The following is a 22493-nucleotide window of genomic DNA, read 5'->3' as shown; positions in this document are numbered from 1 at the left end:
ACACCGGAGCGATCATCCGGGCGTGTCCTCCCCGGTCAGGGCTGTTCCCGTGCCGTTCCCGGCCCCCGCCGCGCGGAAGCATCCGGCCACGTGGTCGTCGACCATGCCGGTCGCCTGCATCAGGGCGTAGCACGTCGTCGGGCCCACGAACCGGAAGCCGCGGGCCCGCAGCGCCTTCGCCATCGCCGTCGACTCCGGTGTGGTCGCGGGGACGTCGGCGAAGCTCGGCGGCGCGGGGCGCGGAGGCGGGGCGAACGACCAGAGCAGCGTGTCGAGGTCCTCGTCGCGCTCGGCGAGCCCCAGGACGGCGCGGGCGTTCTCGATGGTGGCCTCGATCTTCGCCCGGTTGCGGACGATGCCGGCGTCGGCGAGCAGGCGCGCCACGTCGTCGTCGCCGAAACGGGCCACGGCCTCCGGGTCGAACCCCGCGAACGCCGCTCGGAACGCGGGCCGCTTGCGCAGGACCACGAGCCACGAGAGCCCCGACTGGAACGCCTCGAGGCTGATCCGCTCGTAGAGCGCGTCGCGGCCGCGCAGCTCCCGCCCCCACTCGGTGTCGTGGTACTCCGCCAGCAGCCCGTCCCCGGCGCCCCACGGGCAGCGCCCCACGCCGTCGGCACCGACGACGGCGGTCAGCACGGCGGTCACCGGGCTCTCCACCGGGCGCTCACCGTGGCACCACCCGTGCTCCTCGCCGTGTTCCTCACCGGGCCCTCACGGTGCCACGTCCCGCTCGCAGCGGCGGGCAAGCTCCTGCAGCGACCGCTGCAGACCCCAGGCGAACGCCGGCTTGACCACCGGCCAGCCGAGCGCCCCGAGGGGGCCGAGCGGCAGGTCGAGCTGCTCGCTCCACACGAACGTCGCCGCCTCGCGCCCGTCGTCGCCCCTCCGTTCCAGGACGGTGAAGACACCGCTGCCCCGCACGACGTGACCGGTGTGCCGGACGGTGGCCCGGTGCGGCGGGTCCCAGCCGACGATCTCCATGGTGTCGGTGACCCCGAGCGGACCCACACCCGTGGTCGCGGCCAGCTCCGAGCCGATGCTCGTGCCGTCGCCGCGCGTGACCTTGACCGACGTCCCCAGCATCCACTCGCCCTGGGACTCCCAGTCGGTGACCTCGTGCCACACCGTCTCGACCGGGGCGTCGACGTCCACCGACACCGTGATCTCGCGCCGCGCCATGTCCGCTCCCCGCTCGCCGCTCCCCCGCCGCTCAGCGCCGCGGGCCGTCGACGCCGGACGTTCCCCGCAGCGCGCCCGACGACGCGCCGGGTGCGTCACCGCCGGCCGCGGTCCCGACCGTCCCCACCGATCCCGCCGTGCTCACTGTGCCCGCCGTGCCAGCTGTGCCCGCCCTGACCGTCGGGTCGGTGGGCGTCGGGTCGTCGAGCCCGTCGGCCCCGGATCGGCCGTGGCCGTTCGTGCGCACCACCGTCGCGGGCTCGACCGGCGGGCCGGCGTCGGGCGATCCGGGAGCGCCAGGAGCACCGCCCTCCATCGCCTCGACACGGGCCCGCAGGGCGTCGACCTCGGCCGCGAGGCGCTCGAGCGCCCAGTCGACCTCGCTGCACTTGTAGCCGCGCAGGGTCTGCTGGAAGCGCAGGTCGCGCACGTCACCGCCCGTGAGGTCGCGCGCGGGCAGCCGCGTCGGCGTGGCGCCGGGCGGCATCGGGGCCAGCTCCTCGCCCCGGCCGAAGACGAAGGCGGCGAGCAGGTAGACCGCGGCGGCCACGAGGCCGACCACGATGACGTACACCAGCGCGCTGCCCATGCCCCCGATCGTAGGTGCCCGCCCCGACACGCCCTGCCGGCTACCGCCCGTCAGCTCCCGGTGGCGCGTCGTGTCGTGAGCGACGCCAGCGGCGGGCGGTCGGTGGTGGCGACGGCCTGCTCGTCGGGGAGCCAGTCACCGTCCACGGGGACGAACTGGGTGAGCGGGTCGCTGCCGGGATGGCCGGGGACGCAGCGGCGCAGGACGGCGTCGAGCACCTCGGCGGCCGTGGCGCCGAGGGCGCGCAGGCTGCGGTGGCGGTGCTTGCGCACGCCGAGGTCGACCTGCGCGATCGCGTCGAGGCCCCGCTCGCGGTGGGTGTCGAGCAGCAGGCCGATCTCGACGCCGTAGCCGGCGGCGAACGGCAGCGACTCGAGCAGCTCGCGGGTGGCGGCGTACTCGCCGCCGAGGGGCTGCACCACGCCGGCGAGCTCGGGGCGCAGGGCTGCGAGCGCGGGGCGCGCGGTGAGCTCGGTGACCCGTCCCCCGCCCGTCAGGGCCGCGTCGTGGTCCGCCATCCCAGCAAGCGGAAGCCGTAGCGGCCGGTGGTAGAAGCCCTTGACCAGCGCGACCCCGTCGACGGTCAGCAGCGGGCCGAGCAGGTGGGTGACGAAGTCGGGGCCGAGGTCGACGAGGTCGGAGTCGAGGAAGACGACGAGGTCCCCCGACGTCGCGGCCAGCGAGCGCCACAGCACCTCGCCCTTGCCCGGCCGGACCGGGACGTCGGGCAGGACCGCGTCGCGCGCCACGACCCGGGCGCCGGCCGCGCGGGCCCGCTCGGCGGTGGCGTCGGTGGAGCCGGAGTCGACGACGACGAGCTCGTCGACCAGCGTGCCGAGCAGCGGGCGCACCGCCGCCACGACCCCGCCGACCGTCGCCTCCTCGTCGAGCGCGGGCAGCACCACCGACACCGTGCGCCCGCGCTTGGCGGCGGTGAGCGCCTCGGCGGTCCAGTCCGGGTGCGCCCAGGTCCGGCGCGCGAACCAGTCCTCGGTCCCGTTCCTCACCGGTGCGCCTCCGGCGCCTGTGAGCAGCGCACCGTCATGCCAGCGCCCGCACGGTCCGGACCGGGGCGCGGTCGCCGCGGATCGCCGACACCATGTCGACGACCCGGCGTGTGGCCGCCACCTCGTGCGCGCGGAACATCCGCGCGCCCGCCCACGCCGCCACGGCCGTCGCGGCGAGCGTGCCCTCGAGGCGCTCGGTGACCTCGGTGGTGCCGAGGGTCTCGCCGACGAAGTCCTTGTTCGACAGGGCCATGAGCACCGGGCGCCCGAGCGCGACGAGCTCGTCGAGGCGGCGCAGCAGCTCCAGGCCGTGGAAGGTGTTCTTGCCGAAGTCGTGGGTCGGGTCGACGAGGATCCGCGACGGGTCGACGCCCGCGCGCTCGTGTGCCCGCGCCTGCCGCTCGACCTCGGCGACCACGTCGGCGACGACGTCGGTGTAGCGCACGCGGTGCGGGCGGGTCCGGGGCACCGCGCCGCCGGTGTGCGAGCAGACGATCCCGGCGCCGAACTCGGCGGCCACCTCGCCCAGCTTCGGGTCGACCCCCGCCCACGTGTCGTTGATGAGGTCCGCGCCGGCCGCGCAGACCTCGCGCGCCACCTCTGCCCGCCAGGTGTCGACGCTGATCGGGACGTCCGGGTGGCGCTCGCGCACGGCGGCGACGGTCGGCAGCACCCGGCGGAGCTCCTCCGCGACGTCCACCCCGGGCCCGGGGCCGGCCTTGACCCCGCCGACGTCGACGACGTCCGCGCCCTCCGCCACCACGCGGTCCACCGCGTCGAGCGCCGCCGACGGGTCCCAGGCGGCGCCGCGGTCGTAGAACGAGTCCGGGGTGCGGTTGACGATCGCCATCACCGCCACGCGCCCGTCCGCGGGCAGCAGGGGCCGCGCCGGCCGAGGGGTGGTCATCACCCCGATCCTGACACGGCCCGCGGGGTGCGGGCCGGGTCGAGCGCGTCGAGGGCGGTCGCCACGGTCGTCGTGCGCACGACCCCCGACATGCCCCGGGCCGTGACGAACCCGGTGCCGCGCAGGTCCTCGAGCCAGGCGAAGAGCGGGTCGTAGTGGCCGTCGGGGTCGAGCACGACCACCGGCTTGGCGTGCATCCCCAGCGCGTGCGACGTCCAGGCCTCGAACAGCTCCTCGAGCGTGCCGAGCCCGCCGGGCAGGGCGAGCACCGCGTCGCTGCGGGCGTCCATCTCGGCCTTGCGGGTGCGCATGTCGCCGACGACGACGAGCTCGTCGCACTGGTCGTCGGCGACCTCGAGCGCCACGAGCGCCTCGGGGATGACCCCGACCGTGCGGGCCCCGCCCTCCCGCGCGGCGCGGGCGACGGCACCCATCATCGAGACCCGTCCACCGCCCGAGACGAGGCTCCAGCCCCGCGCGGCGATCGCGGCGCCCACCTCGCCGGCCAGCGCGATCGCCGCCTCGGGCACGGGTCCCGACGCGCAGAAGACGCAGACCCTCACGAGCCCACGACCTCGCGGAAGCCCTCCTCGACGATGGTGACCACCTCGTCGATGTCGTCGGTGAGGTGGATGAGGTCGACGTCGTGGCGGCTGATCGTCCCCGCGTCGACGGCGGCCCCGGCGAGCCACTCGACGAGCCCGCCCCAGTAGCTCGTGCCCAGCAGCACGACCGGGAACCGCGTGACCTTGCCCGTCTGCACCAGCACCAGCGCCTCGAACAGCTCGTCGAGCGTGCCGAAGCCGCCGGGCAGGCAGACGAACGCCTGGGCGTACTTGACGAACATCGTCTTGCGGGCGAAGAAGTAGCGGAACCCGACGCCGAGGTCGACCCACGGGTTGAGGCCCTGCTCGAAGGGCAGCTCGATGCCCAGGCCCACCGACAGCCCGCCGGCCTCCGCCGCCCCGCGGTTGGCGGCCTCCATGACGCCGGGCCCGCCGCCGGTGATGACGGCGTAGCCCGCGTTCGCCAGCGCCCCGCCCAGCGCCATCCCGAGCGCGTAGTCGGGGTGCTCGCGGGGCGTGCGCGCCGACCCGAAGACCGTCACCGCGCGCGGGATCTCGGCGAGGACGCTGAAGCCCTCGACGAACTCGGCCTGGATGCGCTGCAGGCGCCAGGCGTCGGAGTGCACCCAGTCCGCCGGGCCCCGGGAGTCCAGAAGGCGCTGGTCGGTGGTGGAGCTCAGCCGTGCCGGGTCGCGGTGCTCCGGGCGACGGCGGTCGATGGTGGTCGGGCGCGGCGCGGTGGCGTCAGTGCCCGCCGGGTCGTCGTGGAGCATGCGGCCGAGCCTAGGAGGCCGACCCGAACGAGGCCGGACCGCCGGGTCCACGGTTTGGGTGGGCCCGTTGCGTGGCACGCCCGGGGTGGTTGAAGCACGAACCACTTCTCGGAGGAGGACCACCCGTGGCGACGGTCACGCCCAAGGTCGCGATCATCTACTACAGCTCCACCGGCACCATCCACGAGCTGGCGCAGGAGTACGCGAAGGGCCTGGAGAACGCGGGCGCCGAGGTGCGCATCCGCAAGGTGCGCGAGCTCGCGCCGCCGGAGGCCATCGCGTCGAACGAGGCCTGGCAGCGGAACGTCGACGCCACCGCCGACGTGCCCGAGGCCACGGCGGACGACGTGCTGTGGGCCGACGCCGTCGTGTTCGGCTCGCCGACGCGCTACGGCAACATCGCCGCGCAGCTCAAGCAGTTCATCGACACCCTCGGCCCGCAGTGGGCGCAGGGCCAGCTGGCCGACAAGGTGTACTCGGGCTTCACGTCGACCTCGACCGCCCACGGCGGCCAGGAGTCGACGCTGCTCGCGCTCTACAACACGATCCACCACTTCGGCGGCGTGATCGTGACCCCGGGCTACACCGACCCGATCCAGTTCACGGTCGGCAACCCCTACGGCCCGTCGCACGTCGACGGCCAGGGCTCGATCCCGATCTCGGACGACACGCGCCACGCCACGCAGTACGCGGGCCAGCGCATCGCCACCGTGACCCGCCAGCTCGTCGCGGGCCGCAGCGAGGTCGCCGCGATCTGAGGCGGCGGCCGACCTGACCGAAGGGCACCTCCGCTCGCGTAGATCGAGCGAGGGTGCCCTTCGGTCAATAGGGGGCGCGACTCGCACCGTTCCGGCGAAGGGCGCCTCTCGACCGGTAGATCGAGCGGAGGTGCCCTTCGGTCGGAACGAGACGACGGCTCAGGCGCGCGTGAGATAGGTGCGCAGGACGTCGGCGGCCTCGGAGATCGCCGCGACCGGCACCGACTCCTCGCGCGTGTGGGCGAGGTTCGGGTCGCCCGGGCCGAAGTTCAGCGCCGGGATGCCGAGCGCCGCGAACCGGGCGACGTCGGTCCACCCGTACTTCGCGACGGGCACGGTCCCGGTCGCCGTGACGAAGTCGGCCGCGGCGGGCGCCGACAGCCCCGGCAGCGCGCCCGGGGAGGCGTCGGTCTCCGTGAGGTCGTACCCCGCGAGCACCTCCGCGACGTGGACGCGCGCGTCGTCGAGCGAGCGGTCGGGCGCGAAGCGGAAGTTGACCGTCACCTCGCAGACGTCGGGCACGACGTTGCCCGCCACCCCGCCGGCGACCTTCACCGCCTGCAGGCCCTCGCGGTAGACGCAGCCGTCGATGTCGACCTCGCGCGCGGTGTACTCCGCCAGCCGCGTCAGCACCGGTGCCGCGGCGTGGATCGCGTTCGTCCCCAGCCACGAGCGCGCCGAGTGCGCGCGACGGCCCTCGGTGCGCACCACCACCCGCAGCGTGCCCTGGCACCCCGCCTCGACCTGGCCGGACGTCGGCTCGCCGAGCAGCGCGAGGTCGGCGTCGAGCCAGTCGCGGTGCTCGCGCTCGAGGCGCCCGAGGCCGTTGCGCGACGCCTCGACCTCCTCGCAGTCGTAGAGCACCAGCGTGACGTCGTGCGCGGGCTCGACGAGCGCGGCGGCGAGGTGGGTCATCACCGCCACCCCGGACTTCATGTCGCTCGTCCCGCAGCCGTACAGCGTCCCGCCGTCGCGCCGGGAGGGGACGTTGTCGGCGATCGGGACGGTGTCGAGGTGCCCGGCGAGCAGCACCCGGCGCGGGCGTCCGAGGCGCGTGCGGGCGAGGAGCGCCTGCCCCGAGCGCAGCAGCTCCAGGTGCGGCGCCTGGCTCGACAGCGCGGCCTGGACCGCGTCGGCGAGAGCCTCCTCGTCGCCGGACACGCTCGGGACGTCGACCAGCGCGGCGGTCAGCGACACCGGGTCGGCGAGCAGGTCGAGGGTCACGGGCGGGGCACTCACGCTGCCGGAGGCTAACCGGGTGTTCGGTCCGTCCGGCGCAGGTCCCGCCCCCTCACCCGGTCGGGCGCTCACCGTCAGCCCCCGGACGGGTCGCGCCGCGGCCGCCCCAGCACCCCGAGCGCCGCGACCAGCAGCACGACCGCGAGCACGGGCACCGACCACCGCGCGACGTCGAGCAGGACCGCCGCGACGGCGGCGCCGCCGACGAGCGCGCCGAGCTGGCGCAGCGCGACCACCCGCCCGCGCGACCCGCCGGCGACGAGCGCCGCGAGGCCCCCGGTGAGCGTGCCGGTGAGGTACGTCGTCGACTCCCCGAGCCGCAGCGCCGTGGCGCTCTGGGCGCCCATCGCGAGCGACGCCGCGGCCAGCAGGACGAGGACCACGGCCCCCGACGCGGTGGCCCCGACCAGCACCCACGCCACCGCGAGCGCGACGAGCACGACCAGCTCCGCGAGGAGCGGCCGGGCGACGGACCCGGCGCGGCGGCGCCACGCGTACGACCACACCACGACCCCGACGGCGAACCCGAGCACCGCGAGCGCCGGCGGCCACAGCGCGCGCGTGTCGCCCCGGCCCGCCGCCCCGCCGGCCGTGACGAGGTTGCCGGTGACGACCCCCGCGAACGGCCCGCCCAGGCTCGTCACCGCCCAGAGGTCGACGACACCGGCGACGGCGGCCAGCAGGGTCGAGGCGGTCGCCACCCGGCCGGGCGCGCGCCGGGTCGCCCCGGTCGCCGGTGCGGTCACGGCCGCCAGCCTGGCGGACGACTAGCCTGGCGCGCGATGAGCACCCCCGCGCCGCCGTCCCGCGCCCTCGGCGTCGGACTGGCCACCGTCGCCCTCGACGGCACCGTCCTCGACACCTGGTACCCGCTGCCCGAGCTGGTCGACGCGGGCGACGACATGGCCGAGGAGCCGGGCACCGTGGTCGTGCCGGCCGGGGAGCTCGAGCCGTCGCTGGTCGACGCCCTGGGCACCGACCGGGACCGCGGCGTCGAGGTCGTCGCCGTGCGCACCGTCGCCGACCTCACCGGCCCGCCCGCCTCGGCGTACGACGTCTACCTGCGCCTGCACCTGCTCTCGCACCGCCTCGTGCAGCCCCACGGCGTCGACCTGACCGGCATCTTCGGCCACCTCGCCAACGTCGTGTGGACCAACCACGGCCCCTGCCCGGTGCCCGAGTTCGAGATCGTCCGTGCCCGGCTGCGCGCCCGCGGGCCGGTCACCGTCTACGCGGTGGACAAGTTCCCGCGCATGGTCGACTACGTCATCCCCTCCGGCGTGCGCATCGGCGACGCCGACCGCGTGCGCCTCGGCGCGCACCTCGCGAGCGGCACGACCGTGATGCACGAGGGCTTCGTCAACTTCAACGCCGGGACGCTGGGCACCTCGATGGTCGAGGGCCGCATCTCCGGCGGCGTGGTCATCGGCGACGGCTCGGACGTCGGCGGCGGAGCGTCGATCATGGGGACGCTCTCGGGCGGCGGCAAGGAGGTCATCGCCATCGGCGAGCGCTGCCTGCTGGGCGCCAACGCCGGCATCGGGATCTCGCTCGGCGACGACTGCGTCGTCGAGGCCGGCCTCTACGTCACCGCGGGCACGCGGGTGACGCTGGACGACGGCACCGTGGTCAAGGCCGTCGAGCTCTCCGGACGTCCCGGCCTGCTGTTCCGCCGCGACTCGACCACCGGCACCGTGCACGCCCTGCCGCGCACCGAGGGCGCGCGGGTGGAGCTCAACGCCGCCCTGCACAAGAACTGACCGCCCCGGCGCGCCGCCCTACCGGCTCGTAGGGTGGACGTGTGGACGTGGAGGTCACCCGGCTGCCCGGGATCGGCACCAAGCAGGAGTTCGACACCGCGTCCGGGCGCCGGATCGGGGTGCTGACCCACCGCGACGGGCACCGGGAGCTCCTGGTGTCGGGACGCGACGACCCGGACGCGTGCAGCGCGTCGGTGGCGCTGTCGGACGCCGAGGGCCAGGCGCTCGGGACCCTGCTGGGCGCGCCGAACCTCGTCGCGCAGCTGCAGGACCAGCAGCGCGAGGTCGAGGGCATCAGCACCGCGCAGTTCCCGGTCGGGGCGGGCTCGCCGTACGACGGTCGCCCGCTGGGCGACACGGCCATGCGCACGCGCACGAGCACGTCGATCGTCGCCGTGGTGCGCGACCACGTCGTGTCGCCGTCGCCGGGCCCGGAGTTCGTGTTCGTCGCGGGCGACCTCGTCGTCGTGGTGGGCACCGGCGAGGGCCTCGGCCAGGCCGCGGCGATCCTCGAGAACGGCTGATCGTCGGGTGCACTCGACCGCCCTCTCGCTCATCGAGCTGGGCGCGCTGTTCTTCGGGCTCGGCGTGCTCGGGCGGGTCGCCGGGCGCCTGGGCATCTCGCCGATCCCGCTCTACCTGCTCGGCGGGCTGGCCTTCGGGTCGGGCGGGCTCGTGCCGCTGGAGGGCATCGAGCCCTTCACCGGCGTCGCCAGCGAGGTCGGCGTCGTCCTGCTGCTCCTGCTGCTGGGCCTCGAGTACTCCGCCTCCGACCTCATCGGCGGCCTGCGGCGGTCGTGGCTCGCCGGGATCGTCGACATGGTCCTCAACGCCGCGCCCGGGGCCATCACCGCGCTGATCCTGGGCTGGGGCCCGCTGGGCGCGCTCGCCATGGCCGGGGTGACGTGGGTGTCGTCGTCGGGCATCGTCGCGAAGGTCCTCGACGAGCTCGGCCGGCTGGGCAACCGGGAGACCCCGGCCGTGCTGTCGGTCCTCGTCATGGAGGACCTCGCGATGGCGCTCTACCTCCCGATCACCACCGCCGCGCTCGCCGCGCTGGGCTTCGCGGCGGGGCTGCGCACGGTCGCGATCGCCGTCGTGCTCCTGGTCATCGTGCTCGTCGTCGCGCTGCGGTTCGGGCGGGTGGTCTCGGCGGTCGTCGAGTCCCCGAGCTCCGAGGTGTTCCTGCTGCGCGTGTTCGGCATCGCGCTGCTGGTGGCCGGCGTCGCCTCGCAGCTGCAGGTCTCGGCCGGCGTCGGGGCGTTCCTGCTCGGCATCGCGATCTCCGAGGACACCGCGGAGAGCGCCACGCGCGTGCTCGCCCCGCTGCGGGACCTGTTCGCGGCGGTGTTCTTCGTCGTCTTCGGCCTCAACACCGACCCGCGCCAGATCCCCGCGGTGCTGCCGGCCGCGATCGTGCTGGCGATCGTGTCGACGGCGACGAAGCTCGGCGCGGGCTGGTTCGCCGCCCGCCAGATCGGGGTCGGGCGGCTCGGCCGCTGGCGCGCGGGCGCGGCGCTCGTGGCCCGCGGCGAGTTCTCGATCGTCATCGCCGGGCTCGCGCTGACCACCGGCTCCGTCGATCCCGGCCTCGCGCCGCTGGCGACGACGTACGTGCTGCTCATGGCCATCCTGGGCCCGGTCGCCGCGCGGGTCGTCGAACCCGTGCACGCCGCGCTCACGCGCCGTGTGCGGCCGTCGCCGGGCTGACCCGAGCGGCGGGCCCGGAGGGTCGGGAGCTCAGGAGTCCTCGTAGGTGACCCGTCGCGGGCCCAGCCGCACGACCGCGACGCCCTGCACGACCACGGCGGCCAGGATGACCACCAGCGCCGCCCGGAACCCCGCGAGGTCGATGAGCACGCCCATGACCGGCGGGGCGAGCGCGGCGAGGACGTACGCCGAGCCGAGGGTCAGCGCCGACACCGACGCCGACGTCGCGCCGTCCGGGGTGCGCCAGGCGACCACGGCGAGGCCCAGCGGGAAGCCCGCGCCCACCGCCACCGACGCGAGCACCACCCAGGGCCACGGCCCCACGATCGGCAGCACGGGCGCCACGAGGATCCCCACCACGCCGACCCCGGCGCACACGACGCAGAACGCCGCCCACGGCGCCCAGGCCCGCCGGCGCTCGGCCAGGAGCGGCACGAGCAGGGCCGCGGGGATCTGGACGACGTTCCACACCGACAGCACGACCGCCGCGCGGGCGGTCGAGGAGCCCTGCGCCTCGTAGAGCGGGGCGAGCCAGGTCAGCCACCCGTAGAACTGCACCGACGACATCGCCTGGAACAGCACCGCGAGCCGCGCGAACCGGTTGCGCCACGGCAGCCGGACCGGCGGCGCCTGCGTCACGTCGTGCAGACGCCGGGTCGCCGGCCACCACACCACCAGCGCGAGCACGGCGGGCACCGTCCAGGCCGCGAGCGCCCACCACCACCCGCCGAGCAGGTCCTGCAGCGGCAGCGCGGTCAGCGAGGCGACGGTGGCGCCGCCCATCATCGAGACCGTGTAGAGGCCGGTGGCGGCACCGGCGCGGTCGGGCAGGTGGTCGCGGACGACGCCGGTGATCGCGACGCCGACGACGCCGATGCCCAGCCCGATCGCGAGGCTCCCGACCAGCAGGGGCACCGCCGCGGGCAGCCCGTGGGTCAGCGTGCCGAGCGCGATCGCCGACACGCCCAGCGCCGCCGCCTGCTCGCGTCCCGTCCGGCGGGCGAGGGCGGGCGCGGCGAACGAGCCGGCGCCCATCATGAGGATGGTCGCGGCCTGCACGAGCCCCGCGAACCCCGCCGAGACACCCAGGTCGGCGCGGATCGTCTCCAGCAGCGGCGGATAGGCCGACAGCGCGGCACGCAGGTTGAGGCCCAGCGCGAGGACCGCGAGGAGGACGACGACCGGCCGCACCGGCTGCCGGGTCTCCGGGGGTGTCACTCCGCCAGGCGTCGCGCGGCCGCGGCGATCCCCTCGTCGGAGGCCGTCAGCGCGACGCGCACGTGGGACGCGCCCGCGGGCCCGTAGAACTCGCCGGGGGCGACGAGGACACCGCGCGCGGCGAGGCGGTCGACGGTGGCGCGGCACGGCTCGCCGGCGGTCGCCCAGAGGTACAGGCCGGCCTCGGAGTGCTCGACGCGCAGGCCGGCGGCCTCGAGCGCGGGGCGCAGGACCGCGCGGCGGGCGTCGTAGCGCGCGCGGGCGTCCGCGACGTGGACGTCGTCGGTGAGTGCAGCCGTCATCGCCTCCTGCACGGGGCGCGGCACGATCATCCCGGCGTGCTTGCGGACCTGCAGCAGGCCGGCCACCAGCGCGGGGTCACCGACGACGAGGCCCGCGCGGTAGCCCGCGAGGTTCGACGTCTTCGACAGCGAGTGCACCGCGAGCAGGCCGGTGAGGTCGCCGCCGTGCACGACCGGGTCGAGCACCGACGTCGTCACCACCCCGGGCCCGGGCAGGGCGAGGTAGCACTCGTCGGCGGCGACGACGGCCCCGAGCTCCCGGGCCTCGGCCACCCGCGCGGTGAGGGCGGCGGCGTCGAGGACGCGCCCGGTGGGGTTCGACGGCGAGTTCAGCCAGACCAGCCGCGTGCCCGCGGGCAGCGGCTCGTCGTCGCCCACCCGCGCCGGGTGGGCACCGGCGAGCTGGGCGCCGACCTCGTAGGTGGGGTAGGCGAGGTCGGGGAAGGCGACGAGGTCGCCCGCCCCCAGTCCCAGCAGCGTCGGCAGCCACGCCACCAGCTCCTTGGAGCCGATGGTGGGCAGCACGGCGTCGGGGTCCAGACCCTCACCGGCCGACGCGGCGGCGCCGTGCCGGCGTCCGAGGGCCTCGACCGCGGCCCGGCGCAGCGCCGGCGTGCCCCAGGTCTGCGGGTAGCCCGGGGAGTCCCACGCGACGCGCAGGGCCTCGCCCACCGCGGCAGGCACGGGGTCGACGGGCGTGCCGACCGACAGGTCGACGACCCCGTCCGGGTGGCCGCGCGCGACCGCGGCGGCCCCGGCCAGGCTGTCCCAGGGGAAGTCCGGGAGCGCCGGGAACCGGACGCTCGTCGGCATCCTCACGGGTCGAGCTCCGCTCCGCCCCGTCTCCCGCGCAGTCACTCCCCCTGCGGCGGCAGGTCGGGCACCGGGCCCGCGTCGCGGTCGACCTTGCCGACCTTGGAGGCGCCGCCGGGCGAGCCCAGCTCGTCGAAGAAGTCGACGTTCGCCTGGGTGTAGACCGACCACTGGTCCGGGACGTCGTCCTCGTAGTAGATGGCCTCCACCGGGCAGACCGGCTCGCACGCCCCGCAGTCGACGCACTCGTCGGGGTGGATGTACATCATCCGACCCCCCTCGTAGATGCAGTCGACAGGGCATTCCTCGATGCACGCCTTGTCGAGCACGTCGACACACGGTTCGGCGATCACGTACGTCACGTCTGCTCCTGCTCCTCACTCACGAAAGTCCGACACGACCCGGACCCACGCGTGGTGGTGTCACGCGGCCTCGGGGCACGTCTGCGGCGAGTATTCCGGTCGTCGCCGCGTCATGCCCGTGCGGGGGCGTCCAGATTGCCGCACAGCGGCATGTCGGCGGTCACACCCCGGGTGCCCCGTCAGGCCCTGCCCTGCTCACGCGCCACCCACCGCGCCGCCGCGCGGGCGGCCCGCTTGAGCCCGGAGCGCTCGCTGCGGTAGCTCGCGAGGGCCCCGACGACGGGCAGGTTGGCCAGCGCGCGCCAGAACCGGTTGCCCTGCGGGCGCCGGTCCAGCTCGCCCTGCAGGCCCCAGAGCGTCTTGCCCATGCGCCACAGGGCGCTGGCCAGCGCGGACAGGTGCCCGCGCTCCTCGCGCTCGGTGCTCACCGCCCCCGCCAGCTCGCCGGCCTCGCGCTCGACGTCGGCGGCGTGCGGGTCACCGTGGCGGCGCGGGTCGACGTCACGGCCGAAGAGCACCGACGCGAGCAGGCGCACCTGCTCGTCGCGCCCGTCCATGCCGTGCTCGCTCGCGATCGCGCAGACGACGAGGCCCTGCGCGGCGAGCCCGAGGATGTCCGAGACGGGCAGCCGGCGCGCCAGGGCGCCGCCGATGCCCGGGATCGAGGCGACCACCGAGGTGAAGCGGCCGACCCGCGACACCCACCACCGGTCGCGCTCCTCGGGGCTCATCGCCTGCCAGCGCGGGGTGCCGGGCAGCTTGGAGGTGGCCAGGCGGTCGAGCACCCGGGCGCGCACGGTGCGGAAGGCCCGCCCGACCTTGCCGCGGCGGGTCGTCGGCACCGGGGCCGTCTCGTGACCGCCCTGCTGCAGCTCGAGCGCGCGGCGGCGGGCCAGGCGACCGAGGCGGAAGGGGTCGGCGTCGCGCAGGCCGCGCAGCACCGGGCCGGTGGCGGCCACGAACGGACGCAGGACGCGGACGACGTGCTCGTCCGGGATGGCGGGCATGGCGGCTCGTTTCCCGACCGCCGCCCGGCTCAACCGTCGGCGGACGGCGCGGGGACGCGCTCGGCGCGACGGGCGGCCCGCGCCGAGCGCCACGACAGCGCCAGCGCGCCCGGCACGACCCCGGCGCCGAGCAGCAGGACCGCGCGCCAGTCCGGCGGCAGCACGCCCGCGCCCGCGGGGCTCCACAGCCCCGCGACGAGGACGGTCAGCGTCCACGCCGCCAGCGGCACCGCCGCCGCGCGCCCCCGGGGGCGCGCCGCGTCCGCGGCGAGCACGAGCACCGGCGTCGTCACCAGCGCCACCAGCGCCGCGAGCGGCAGCGGGATCCCGGCGTCGGCGGTGCGCAGGGTCAGCCACGCCATCTCGGTCCACGCGAGCAGCACCGCGTCGATCGCCAGCAGGACCACGGCCACGATGGCCACGACGGGCGGCAGGGTGGGGGTGCGCGGGTCGTCGGCGCCGGTGGTGGTGGTGGTGGTGGTGGAGCGTGGGTCACCCTCGCTGCCTGCCACGCGCCCGGGGACTCCCTCGCTCCCCCCGGCTGGGCTCCCCCCGGACCCGCTCACGAGGGCGGGAACAGGTCGTCCGGCGGGCTCGCCGGACCGCGCAGGTGCACGAAGCACTCCACGGGCAGCACGGGCTGGGCGAGGCCGTTCGACAGCGCGAACACCGGCGGCTCGCGGCCGTCGTCGTACACCGCGATCTGGGTGGCGTGGGCGCGCAGCGCGGCGAGCTTGCGGACGCGCGCCCTGCCCAGCGGCACCCGGGTCGTGATCGTCGCGTCGGGCACCGTCGGCAGGTCCTCGACGGGCGGCACGGGCAGCCCGAGCCACGACCGGCGCCGCAGCACCGCGAGCCCGGCGGCGACCTCGTCGCGCGGTGCGGCGGTGGCGACGACGGTGACCGTGGCCGCGTCCGGGTCGACGGCCTCCACCGCGGCCATCGTGATGTCGTGGGCCCGCACGTGGTCGGGGTGGCCGTAGCCGCCGTGCGCGTCGTAGGTCACCACCACCTGCGGCCGCACCTCGCGCAGCACGTCGGTCAGCGACGCGACCTGCGCGTCGAACCCGTCCGGGCCTGCGAACGCGCCCGCCGCGATGACCGCCGGCGCGGCCGCGAGGATGCCCTCGCCCACGCGCTCCATCCCCGAGTCCTGCCACGTCCCGGCGCCCGCGAGCCAGCGGTGGTCGGTGACGCCCAGCGCCGCGCACGCCGCCGCGAGCTCGCCCTCGCGGTGCTCCCCCAGCGCCGCGCCGGACAGGTGCGCCAGCTCGGGCGGGATCACCTCGCCCTGCTCGCCGCGGTTGCACGTCACGAGCGTCACCGGCACGCCCGCCGCGGTCGCGAGGGCCATCACGCCGCCACAGGTGATCGTCTCGTCGTCCGGGTGGGCGTGGACGAGCAGCAGCGGACCGGGGCTCACGAGCACGTGACCGTAGGTGCTCGACGCGGCGGGCGCGGCCACCGGGTATGACGTCACAGCGGCGCGCGGGAGGAGAGCGGTGACGGAGCTGGTGTGGTCGGTGTCCTGGGAGACCGACCTGGACGACGCGGAGCACGAGCCGCTGACCGCGCTCCTGGCGCGGGCCTACCCCGCCGAGACGGACCGGCTGGTCGGGGGCCGCAGCTGGACCGGCGCGCGCCCCGAGCTGCGGATCGTCGCCCGCGACGGCGGCGTCCCCGTCGCCCACGCCGGGATCATCCGCCGGTTCCTGCGCGCCGACCCGCACCACGGACCGGGTCGCGACGTCCTCGTCGGCCACGTCGGCCTCGTCGCCGTCGACCCCGACCAGCACCGCGGCGGCGTCGGCCGGGCGCTGATGGCGCAGGTCGTCGACACGCTCGTGGGCCTCGACGTCCCGTTCGGGTTCCTGACCTGCGGACCCGATGTCGAGGGCTTCTACCGGGCCGTGGGGTGGACGCGGCTGCCCGGCGTCGCCGTGCGCATGGTCAGCATCGACGACTGCGTCGTCACCGACCAGGACCCGGCCATGGTGCACGCGGCGGGCCGCCCGCTGACCGACTGGCCCGCCGCGAGCGTCCTCGCCCAGGACGGGCGGGGGATCTAGCGTCTCGCGGTGATCGAAGTACCGATACGGACACTGGGTGTCAGCGACGGCACTTCGCTGACACGGGGCGTGCTACTCCGCGCGCACCAGGTGCGGGGGTTCCGCGAAGTGGCAGGCGGCGGGGTGGTCGGTCGACGGGCGCACCTCGAGGGCCGGCGGGTCCTGCGCGCAGATCGTCGCCGCCTTGGGGCAGCGCGTGCGGAACCGGCAGCCCGAGGGCGGGTCGACGGGGCTCGGCACGTCGCCCTCGAGCCGGATCGGCTCGCGGCGCCCGCGCAGCGACGGGTCGGGCACCGGCACCGACGACAGCAGCGCCTGCGTGTACGGGTGCGACGCCCGCGTGTAGATCTCCTCGGCGGTCCCGGTCTCGACGATCGACCCGAGGTACATCACCGCGACCCGGTCGCAGAGGTGGCGCACGACGCCGAGGTCGTGGGCGATGAACAGGTAGGCCAGCCCGAACTCGCGCTGCAGCTCCGAGAGCAGGTTGAGCACCTGCGCCTGGATCGAGACGTCGAGCGCCGACACCGGCTCGTCGCACACGATGACCTTGGGCCGCAGCGCCAGCGCCCGCGCGATCCCGATGCGCTGGCGCTGCCCGCCGGAGAACTGGTGCGGGTAGCGCCGGATGTGCTCCGGGTTGAGGCCGACGACCTCGAGCAGCTCCTGCACGCGCCGCTGCCGGTCGGCCTTGGGCGCCACCTCGGGGTGGATGTCGAAGGGCTCGCCGACGATGTCGCCGACCGTCTTGCGCGGGTTCAGCGAGGTGTAGGGGTCCTGCAGGACGATCTGCATGTCGCGGCGCCACGCGGTCAGCGCCGAGCCGCGCTTGGCGAACAGGTCCTCGCCCTCGAAGGTCGCCGTCCCGCTCGTGGGCGGGATGAGGCGCATGAGCACCTGGGCGAGCGTCGACTTGCCGCAGCCCGACTCCCCGACCACCCCGAGCGTCTCGCCCGGGTGCAGGTCCAGCGACACCCCGTCGACGGCGCGGACGTGGCCGACGGTCTTGCGGAACAGCACGCCGCGGGTGACCGGGAAGTGCTTGACCAGGTCGCGCACGGACAGGACGGGCTCGGTGCTCACCGCGACACCACCTCCTGCGTCGACGGCCGGTCGGACCCCTCGGCGGCGAAGCGCTCGGCGAAGTGGCAGGCGGCCTGGTGCTCGGTGGCGTGCTGGGTGGCGGACGCGGGCCCGATCTCCCGCAGCGGCGGCACCTCGTCGGTGCACACGTCCACCGCGGACGCGCAGCGCGGGTGGAACGGGCAGCCGTTCGGGATCGCCGCGAGGCTCGGCGGGAGGCCCGGGATCGGGCGCAGCGGGGCGCCCGCGACCCCGCCGGCGCCACTGTCCACGCGCGGCACCGACTCCATGAGCCCGCGCGTGTACGGGTGCCCGGGGTGCGCGTAGAGCGTCGTGGCGTCGGTGTGCTCGACGATCCGCCCGGCGTACATCACCGCGATCCGGTCGGCGACCTCCGCGACCACCCCGAGGTCGTGGGTGATGAGGATCAGCCCCATCCCCCGCTCGCGGCGCTGCTCGTCGAGCAGCTCCATGATCTGCGCCTGCACGGTGACGTCGAGGGCCGTCGTCGGCTCGTCGGCGATGAGCAGCTCGGGGTCCAGCGCCAGCGCCATCGCGATCATCGCCCGCTGCCGCATGCCGCCCGAGAACTGGTGCGGGTACTCCTTGACGCGCTGCTGGGCGTTCGGGATGCGCACGAGGTCGAGCATCTCCGCCGCGCGCACCATCGCGTCCCTGCGCGACATCCCGCGGCGGAAGCGGAACTGCTCGGCGATCTGGAAGCCCACCGTGTAGACGGGGTTCAGCGCCGACAGCGCGTCCTGGAAGATCATCGCCATCGACTCGCCGCGCAGGAGCCGGCGACGCTCGGGGTCGGCGCCGAGCAGCTCCTCGCCGCGGAAGCGCACCGAGCCGCCGGTGATGCGCCCCGGCGGGGCGTCGAGGATGCCCATGATCGTCTGCGCGGTGACGCTCTTGCCCGACCCCGACTCGCCGAGCACCGCGAGCGTCTCGCCCTCGTCGACGTGGTAGCCGACGCCGTTGAGCACGTGCGCGGTGTCCGGGCCGCGGCCGAACTCGACGCGGAGGTCGTCGACCTCCAGCAGGCGGGCCCCGCTCACGGCGGTCACCGTCCCCTCGGGTCGAAGGCGTCGCGCACGGCGTCGCCGAGCATGACGAAGGCGAGCACCGCGACGACCAGGAAGGCCGCCGGGAAGAACAGCGCCTGGGGGATGTCGGCGACGCGCTCCTGGGCCTCGGAGATCATCACGCCCCACGACACCACCGGGTCGCGCAGCCCGATGCCGAGGAACGACAGCGTGGCCTCGGCGCCGATGAACACCCCGAACTGGATGGTGGCGAACACCAGCACCGGGGCCAGCGTGTTCGGCAGGATGTGGCGGGCCACGATGCGCCACGGCCCCGCCCCGAGGGCGCGGGCGGCCTTGACGTAGTCCTGCTGGACGGCCTCCAGCGCCGCCGCGCGCATGATGCGCATGGCCAGCGGCCAGGACAGCACGACGATCGTCAGCACCACCTGCGTGACGATGCGGACCTCGCCGACGATCTGTCCCGGCTTGTTGAACGTCGTGAGGATGACGATGCCGCCGAGGATGAACGGCAGGCCCGCGAACACCTCGGCGAACCGCGAGATGACGCTGTCGCCCCAGCCGCCGACGTAGCCCGCGGCGAGCCCGGCCACGGATCCGAGGACGACCGTGCCCAGGCTCGCGAGCAGCCCGACGGTCAACGTCGGCGCGGCGCCGTGGATGGCCCGCGCGTAGATGTCGTGGCCCTGGAGGTCCCGGCCGAAGATCGCGTCCGGCGACGGGTCGGCGCCCGAGAGGGCGAGGTCGGCCGCCTGCGGATCCACCGAGGTGAACAGCGTCGGGAAGAGCGCCATCACGAGCAGGACCCCGATGAGCGTCGAGGCGATCCAGAACAGGGGGCGGTGGCGCAGCTGGTCCCACCCGTCGGCCCACAGCCCGCCGGTGGGCTCGGCGTCCGGGCCGGTCCCCGTCGACGCGGCGGCCCCGGCCGTGCGGAGGCCCGGTGCGGTCTCAGTCATAGCGGATCCTCGGGTCGAGCACGGCGTAGAGCAGGTCGACGAGCAGGTTCGCCAGCAGGAACACGACGACGAGCAGGGACACGATCCCCACGACGGTGGCGATGTCCTGCTGCTGGATGCCCCGGAAGACGAGCCCGCCGATGCCGCGGATGTTGAACACGCCCTCGGTGACGATCGCCCCGCCCATGAGCGCGCCGACGTCGTAGCCGAGGAAGGTCACCACCGGGATGAGGGAGTTGCGCAGCATGTGCACCCCGACCACGCGGCGGCGCGGGAGGCCCTTGGCGACCGCGGTGCGCACGAAGTCGGCGCGGGCGTTCTCGACGAGGCTCGTGCGCGTCAGGCGGGCGACGTAGGCCATGGACAGGCTCCCCAGCACGAAGCCGGGGACGATGAGCTGCCCGATCGTCGGGTCGCCGGGCACCGAGGGCCGGATCCACCCGAGCTCCACCCCGAGCACCTGGCGCAGGACGAGGCCGGTGACGAAGACCGGCAGCGCGATGAGCACCAGGGTCGAGACGAGCACGAGGTTGTCGACGAACCCGCGCCCGCGCAGGCCGGTGAGCACACCGGCCGCGACGCCGATGAGGGCCTCGATCACCACGGCCACCAGGGCCAGCTGGATCGTCACCGGGTAGGCGTCGGCGATGAGGGTCGACACCTCGGTCCCGGAGAACGTCTGCCCGAAGTCGCCGGTCAGCAGGGCACCGAGGTACTTGAGGTACTGCAGGACCAGCGGGTCGTCGAGGTTGTACCGCTCGGTCATCTGGGCGACGTAGGAGGCCGAGCACTCCCGCTGCCCGCACTTGCCCGCGAACGGGTCGTCGGACAGACCCCAGACCAGGACGTAGACGATGAAGGTCGTCCCGAGGAACACCGGGACGAGCTGCAGCAGGCGCCGCAGGGTGTAGCGGCCCACGCGTCAGCCCTGCGGGTTGAGCCGGTAGGTCGTGGTGTCCTGCCGGTTGAGCGGGTTGTGCTCGGCCTCGGCCACCCGCGCGGAGTTGCCGTAGATCACCGGGCGGCTCCACAGCGGGATGTTCGGCATGTCGCCGAGGACGAGGCGCTCGGCCGCGGCGTAGCCCTGGTCGGCGGTCGCGATGTCCGGGGCCTGGTCGGCCTGGCTCAGCGCGGCGTCCACCGCGGGGTTCGAGTACACGTAGTCGTTCGTCGAGGCGTTCGTGCGGTACAGCTGCGTCAGGAACGTCTCGATGCTCGGGTAGTCGCCCTGCCAGCCGTTGCGGAACAGGCCGGTGAACCCGCGGTCGTTGGCCAGGCGCCGCTGCTCGGAGAACGACGGCACCGGGGTGTACCGGGCGTCGATGCCGAGGGTCTGACGGATGCTGTTGGCGACGGCCTGCATGTACGGGTCGTGCCCTCCGTCGGAGTTGGCGGTCAGGGTCAGCGGGCCCTGGAAGCCGCCGGCCTGGGCGAGCAGCTGCTGGGCGCGCTGCGGGTCGAAGGTGCAGGACTCCCCGCACTGGCCCGGCACGTAGCCCTCGGCGGCCGACGTCGCGTAGCCGGTGGCCGGCCGGTACACCCCGCCGAAGATCTGGTTCACGATCGCCTGCCGGTCGATGGCCATCGAGATGGCCTTGCGCAGGTCCGGGTTGGCGAAGCGCGGGTCGTAGAGCGGGAAGCCGAGCGAGTCGGTGACCAGCCCCTCCTTCTGGTGCGCCCCCGCCCCGAGGTCGGTGCGCCACCGGTCGCCGGCCAGGGCGGCGCTGGGCATCGCGCGGACGTGGTCGAGGTTCCCGGACACCACGTCGTCGTAGGCGGTCTGGATCTCGGAGTAGACGCGGAACTCCAGGCGCTGGGCCTGCGGCTTCACCGAGCCCGCGTACTGGTCGTTGCGCACCAGCGTCAGGTTCTGGTTCGGCGTGCGGGACTCGAACCGGAACTCGCCGTTGCCCACCGGCGCGGCCTCGTAGCCGGCGCGGTCGGTGAAGAACTTCTGCGGCATCGGGTAGTACGCGGAGTACCCGAGCGTCAGCGGGAAGATCGTGAACGGCGCCTTGAGCGCCACCGTGAACGTCTGCGGGTCGACGACGCGCAGTCCGCGCATGGTCGGTGCGGTCGGCGCCTCGGTGGAGACCTCGTCGTAGCCGTCGATCTTCTCCATGAACGACTGCGCCTCGGCCGCGTTGGGGCCGTAGGCCGTCCAGTTCCAGGAGTCGACGAAGCTCTGCGCCGTCACCGGGGTGCCGTCGTGGAACGTCCAGCCCGGCTTGACCCGGATGGTGAAGTTCCGGTTGTCCGTCGTGGTGATCGACTCCGCGACCTCGTTGCTCGGGTCGGCGGTGTCCACGTCGTACTTCACGAGCCCGGCGAACAGCGCGTCGATGACGTCGCCGCCGTTCTGCTCGGTGGTGTTGCCCGGGATCAGCGGGTTCTCGGGCTCGCCCCACTCGATGCTGATCGTCTGGGCGGACGGGTCGTCGCCGCCCCCTCCCCCACCACACGCGGTGGCGACCAGCGCCACGGCCAGCGCGGCGGCCCCGGCCGTGACCAGACGGCGCATCGACAACGTTCCTCCTCGACGGTTCCGACCGGCTCGCTCGCGCGGCGCGACCGCGTCGTCACGGCGCGTCACTCGGTCGCGCGAAACCTTAGCGTTCACCAAGAAGCCCGCAAGAGTGGCCGGGAACGTTCACGTGAACCGTCCCGGACGCTGACCTCCCTCGTGGGTCAGTTGATGCCGTCGTCGCCGCGCTGGGTCGCGGGCGGCGGGGTCCACCGGTCGGCGCCGGCGAACGGGCTCTCGGTGAGCGGCGGCACGACGACGTCGGTCCGGTCGGCGGGCCCGACCAGCACCGACGCGGCCTGGAAGAGCGGGATCGTCGGCAGCGACGACCACAGCGACGGCTCGGCGAGCGCGAGCGCGGTGTCGGTGGAGACGGCGCCGGACGACGCCGCGTCGAGCAGCGACTGCAGCGCCGGGTCGCAGAACCCGGACGGCGTCAGCGCCTCGGAGGCCTGGGGCTCGGCGAGCTCCTCGGCGAGCTCCTCGACCTCGTCGGCGTCGGGCGTCGTCGCGGCGGTGGAGGGGCCGGCGGCGTCGGTGGACGTCGGCGCGGTCCCCGTCGCCGACGCGGGGGGCGCGGCGCTGGTCGGCGGGGACGTGCTCGTCGGCGCGGCCG

24 protein-coding genes and 2 pseudogenes are annotated in these 22493 nt (G+C 75.0%); 5 read left to right on the top strand and 21 right to left on the bottom strand.

What is annotated here, in order from left to right; translation table 11 throughout:
* Positions 1-12: 12 nt before the first annotated feature.
* From PGB27_RS07010 to PGB27_RS06980, 7 genes and pseudogenes are all read right to left on the bottom strand, one after another.
* Complete coding sequence (locus PGB27_RS07010) at positions 13-648, bottom strand: DNA-3-methyladenine glycosylase I (RefSeq protein WP_408630026.1); 636 nt, start codon at positions 646-648, stop codon at positions 13-15.
* A 66-nt stretch (positions 649-714) separates the two neighbouring features.
* Positions 715-1182, bottom strand: coding sequence for an SRPBCC family protein (locus PGB27_RS07005; protein WP_274199654.1), 468 nt, complete (start codon positions 1180-1182; stop codon positions 715-717).
* A 304-nt stretch (positions 1183-1486) separates the two neighbouring features.
* A pseudogene (locus PGB27_RS07000) lies at positions 1487-1771 on the bottom strand (DivIVA domain-containing protein); the annotation flags it as partial.
* Between the two features lie 50 nt (positions 1772-1821).
* Entirely contained in the window at positions 1822-2778 is a 957-nt protein-coding gene (locus tag PGB27_RS06995) for a glucosyl-3-phosphoglycerate synthase (RefSeq protein ID WP_274199653.1), read from the bottom strand.
* Between the two features lie 34 nt (positions 2779-2812).
* Positions 2813-3685 (bottom strand): dihydropteroate synthase, encoded by an 873-nt coding sequence (gene folP / locus PGB27_RS06990; protein WP_274199652.1) that lies wholly within the window; start codon positions 3683-3685, stop codon positions 2813-2815.
* A complete protein-coding gene (locus tag PGB27_RS06985) occupies positions 3685-4248 on the bottom strand; it encodes an LOG family protein (RefSeq protein ID WP_274199651.1) in 564 nt (187 codons plus the stop codon). Before PGB27_RS06985 ends, folP begins: the two co-directional genes overlap by 1 nt.
* The gene (locus PGB27_RS06980; protein ID WP_274199650.1) at positions 4245-5024 is read right to left on the bottom strand and encodes an LOG family protein; all 780 of its coding nucleotides are present in this window, start codon (positions 5022-5024) and stop codon (positions 4245-4247) included. Before PGB27_RS06980 ends, PGB27_RS06985 begins: the two co-directional genes overlap by 4 nt.
* A gap of 125 nt (positions 5025-5149) precedes the next feature.
* Between PGB27_RS06980 and wrbA the strand changes: the two genes are divergently transcribed.
* Positions 5150-5782, top strand: a complete 633-nt coding sequence (gene wrbA / locus PGB27_RS06975) for an NAD(P)H:quinone oxidoreductase (RefSeq protein ID WP_274199649.1) — start codon at positions 5150-5152, stop codon at positions 5780-5782.
* A gap of 159 nt (positions 5783-5941) precedes the next feature.
* Here the strand turns inward: wrbA and dapE are convergent, their stop codons facing one another.
* Together dapE and PGB27_RS06965 are read right to left on the bottom strand one after the other, a co-directional pair.
* Positions 5942-7021, bottom strand: a complete 1080-nt coding sequence (dapE, locus tag PGB27_RS06970) for a succinyl-diaminopimelate desuccinylase (protein ID WP_274199648.1) — start codon at positions 7019-7021, stop codon at positions 5942-5944.
* A gap of 74 nt (positions 7022-7095) precedes the next feature.
* Complete coding sequence (locus PGB27_RS06965) at positions 7096-7767, bottom strand: DUF1275 family protein (RefSeq protein ID WP_274199647.1); 672 nt, start codon at positions 7765-7767, stop codon at positions 7096-7098.
* 36 nt (positions 7768-7803) lie between these two features.
* On the opposite strand from PGB27_RS06965, the gene dapD reads away from it, so the two are divergent.
* The 3 genes from dapD to PGB27_RS06950 are packed head-to-tail and all read left to right on the top strand — an operon-like array spanning position 7804 to position 10491.
* Complete coding sequence (gene dapD / locus PGB27_RS06960) at positions 7804-8781, top strand: 2,3,4,5-tetrahydropyridine-2,6-dicarboxylate N-succinyltransferase (protein ID WP_274199646.1); 978 nt, start codon at positions 7804-7806, stop codon at positions 8779-8781.
* Between the two features lie 41 nt (positions 8782-8822).
* Positions 8823-9305, top strand: coding sequence for a cation:proton antiporter regulatory subunit (locus PGB27_RS06955; protein WP_274199645.1), 483 nt, complete (start codon positions 8823-8825; stop codon positions 9303-9305).
* Positions 9306-9312: 7 nt separating this feature from the next.
* On the top strand, positions 9313-10491 hold the full coding sequence (locus PGB27_RS06950) for a cation:proton antiporter (protein ID WP_274199644.1): 1179 nt from the start codon (positions 9313-9315) through the stop codon (positions 10489-10491).
* A 30-nt stretch (positions 10492-10521) separates the two neighbouring features.
* Here PGB27_RS06950 and PGB27_RS06945 read toward each other — a convergent pair whose 3' ends face one another.
* The 6 genes from PGB27_RS06945 to mshB all read right to left on the bottom strand — a co-directional run bounded on the left by PGB27_RS06945 (position 10522) and on the right by mshB (position 15616).
* Entirely contained in the window at positions 10522-11709 is a 1188-nt protein-coding gene (locus PGB27_RS06945; RefSeq protein ID WP_274199643.1) for an MFS transporter, read from the bottom strand.
* Positions 11706-12824, bottom strand: coding sequence for a succinyldiaminopimelate transaminase (gene dapC, locus PGB27_RS06940; protein ID WP_274200120.1), 1119 nt, complete (start codon positions 12822-12824; stop codon positions 11706-11708). The genes PGB27_RS06945 and dapC overlap by 4 nt, the downstream gene beginning before the upstream one ends.
* A 41-nt stretch (positions 12825-12865) precedes the next feature.
* Positions 12866-13186, bottom strand: a complete 321-nt coding sequence (gene fdxA, locus PGB27_RS06935) for a ferredoxin (protein WP_116709287.1) — start codon at positions 13184-13186, stop codon at positions 12866-12868.
* Positions 13187-13365: 179 nt separating this feature from the next.
* A complete protein-coding gene (locus PGB27_RS06930; protein WP_274199642.1) occupies positions 13366-14193 on the bottom strand; it encodes a hypothetical protein in 828 nt (275 codons plus the stop codon).
* A gap of 29 nt (positions 14194-14222) precedes the next feature.
* On the bottom strand, positions 14223-14705 hold the full coding sequence (locus PGB27_RS06925; protein WP_274199641.1) for a hypothetical protein: 483 nt from the start codon (positions 14703-14705) through the stop codon (positions 14223-14225).
* A gap of 50 nt (positions 14706-14755) precedes the next feature.
* Complete coding sequence (gene mshB / locus PGB27_RS06920; protein WP_274199640.1) at positions 14756-15616, bottom strand: N-acetyl-1-D-myo-inositol-2-amino-2-deoxy-alpha-D-glucopyranoside deacetylase; 861 nt, start codon at positions 15614-15616, stop codon at positions 14756-14758.
* A 79-nt stretch (positions 15617-15695) separates the two neighbouring features.
* On the opposite strand from mshB, the gene PGB27_RS06915 reads away from it, so the two are divergent.
* A complete protein-coding gene (locus PGB27_RS06915) occupies positions 15696-16262 on the top strand; it encodes a GNAT family N-acetyltransferase (RefSeq protein WP_274199639.1) in 567 nt (188 codons plus the stop codon).
* 72 nt (positions 16263-16334) lie between these two features.
* Here PGB27_RS06915 and PGB27_RS06910 read toward each other — a convergent pair whose 3' ends face one another.
* The 6 genes and pseudogenes from PGB27_RS06910 to PGB27_RS06885 form a co-directional block, all read right to left on the bottom strand.
* Positions 16335-17345: an ABC transporter ATP-binding protein gene (locus tag PGB27_RS06910; RefSeq protein WP_274199638.1), complete on the bottom strand. Its 1011-nt coding sequence runs from the start codon at positions 17343-17345 to the stop codon at positions 16335-16337.
* On the bottom strand, positions 17342-18415 hold the full coding sequence (locus tag PGB27_RS06905) for an ABC transporter ATP-binding protein (protein ID WP_408630025.1): 1074 nt from the start codon (positions 18413-18415) through the stop codon (positions 17342-17344). The genes PGB27_RS06910 and PGB27_RS06905 overlap by 4 nt, the downstream gene beginning before the upstream one ends.
* On the bottom strand, positions 18412-19353 hold the full coding sequence (locus tag PGB27_RS06900; protein WP_274199636.1) for an ABC transporter permease: 942 nt from the start codon (positions 19351-19353) through the stop codon (positions 18412-18414). Before PGB27_RS06900 ends, PGB27_RS06905 begins: the two co-directional genes overlap by 4 nt.
* Entirely contained in the window at positions 19346-20272 is a 927-nt protein-coding gene (locus PGB27_RS06895) for an ABC transporter permease (protein ID WP_274199635.1), read from the bottom strand. Before PGB27_RS06895 ends, PGB27_RS06900 begins: the two co-directional genes overlap by 8 nt.
* 3 nt (positions 20273-20275) lie before the next feature.
* Positions 20276-21874: a peptide ABC transporter substrate-binding protein gene (locus tag PGB27_RS06890; RefSeq protein ID WP_274199634.1), complete on the bottom strand. Its 1599-nt coding sequence runs from the start codon at positions 21872-21874 to the stop codon at positions 20276-20278.
* Between the two features lie 167 nt (positions 21875-22041).
* Positions 22042-22493: pseudogene (locus PGB27_RS06885) on the bottom strand (hypothetical protein); the annotation flags it as partial.

Source organism: Actinomycetospora lemnae, from assembly GCF_028737315.1.
Taxonomy (GTDB): domain Bacteria; phylum Actinomycetota; class Actinomycetes; order Mycobacteriales; family Pseudonocardiaceae; genus Actinomycetospora; species Actinomycetospora lemnae.
Note: the sequence above shows the minus strand (reverse complement) of the source record. Positions and strands in the feature narration are given on the sequence as shown.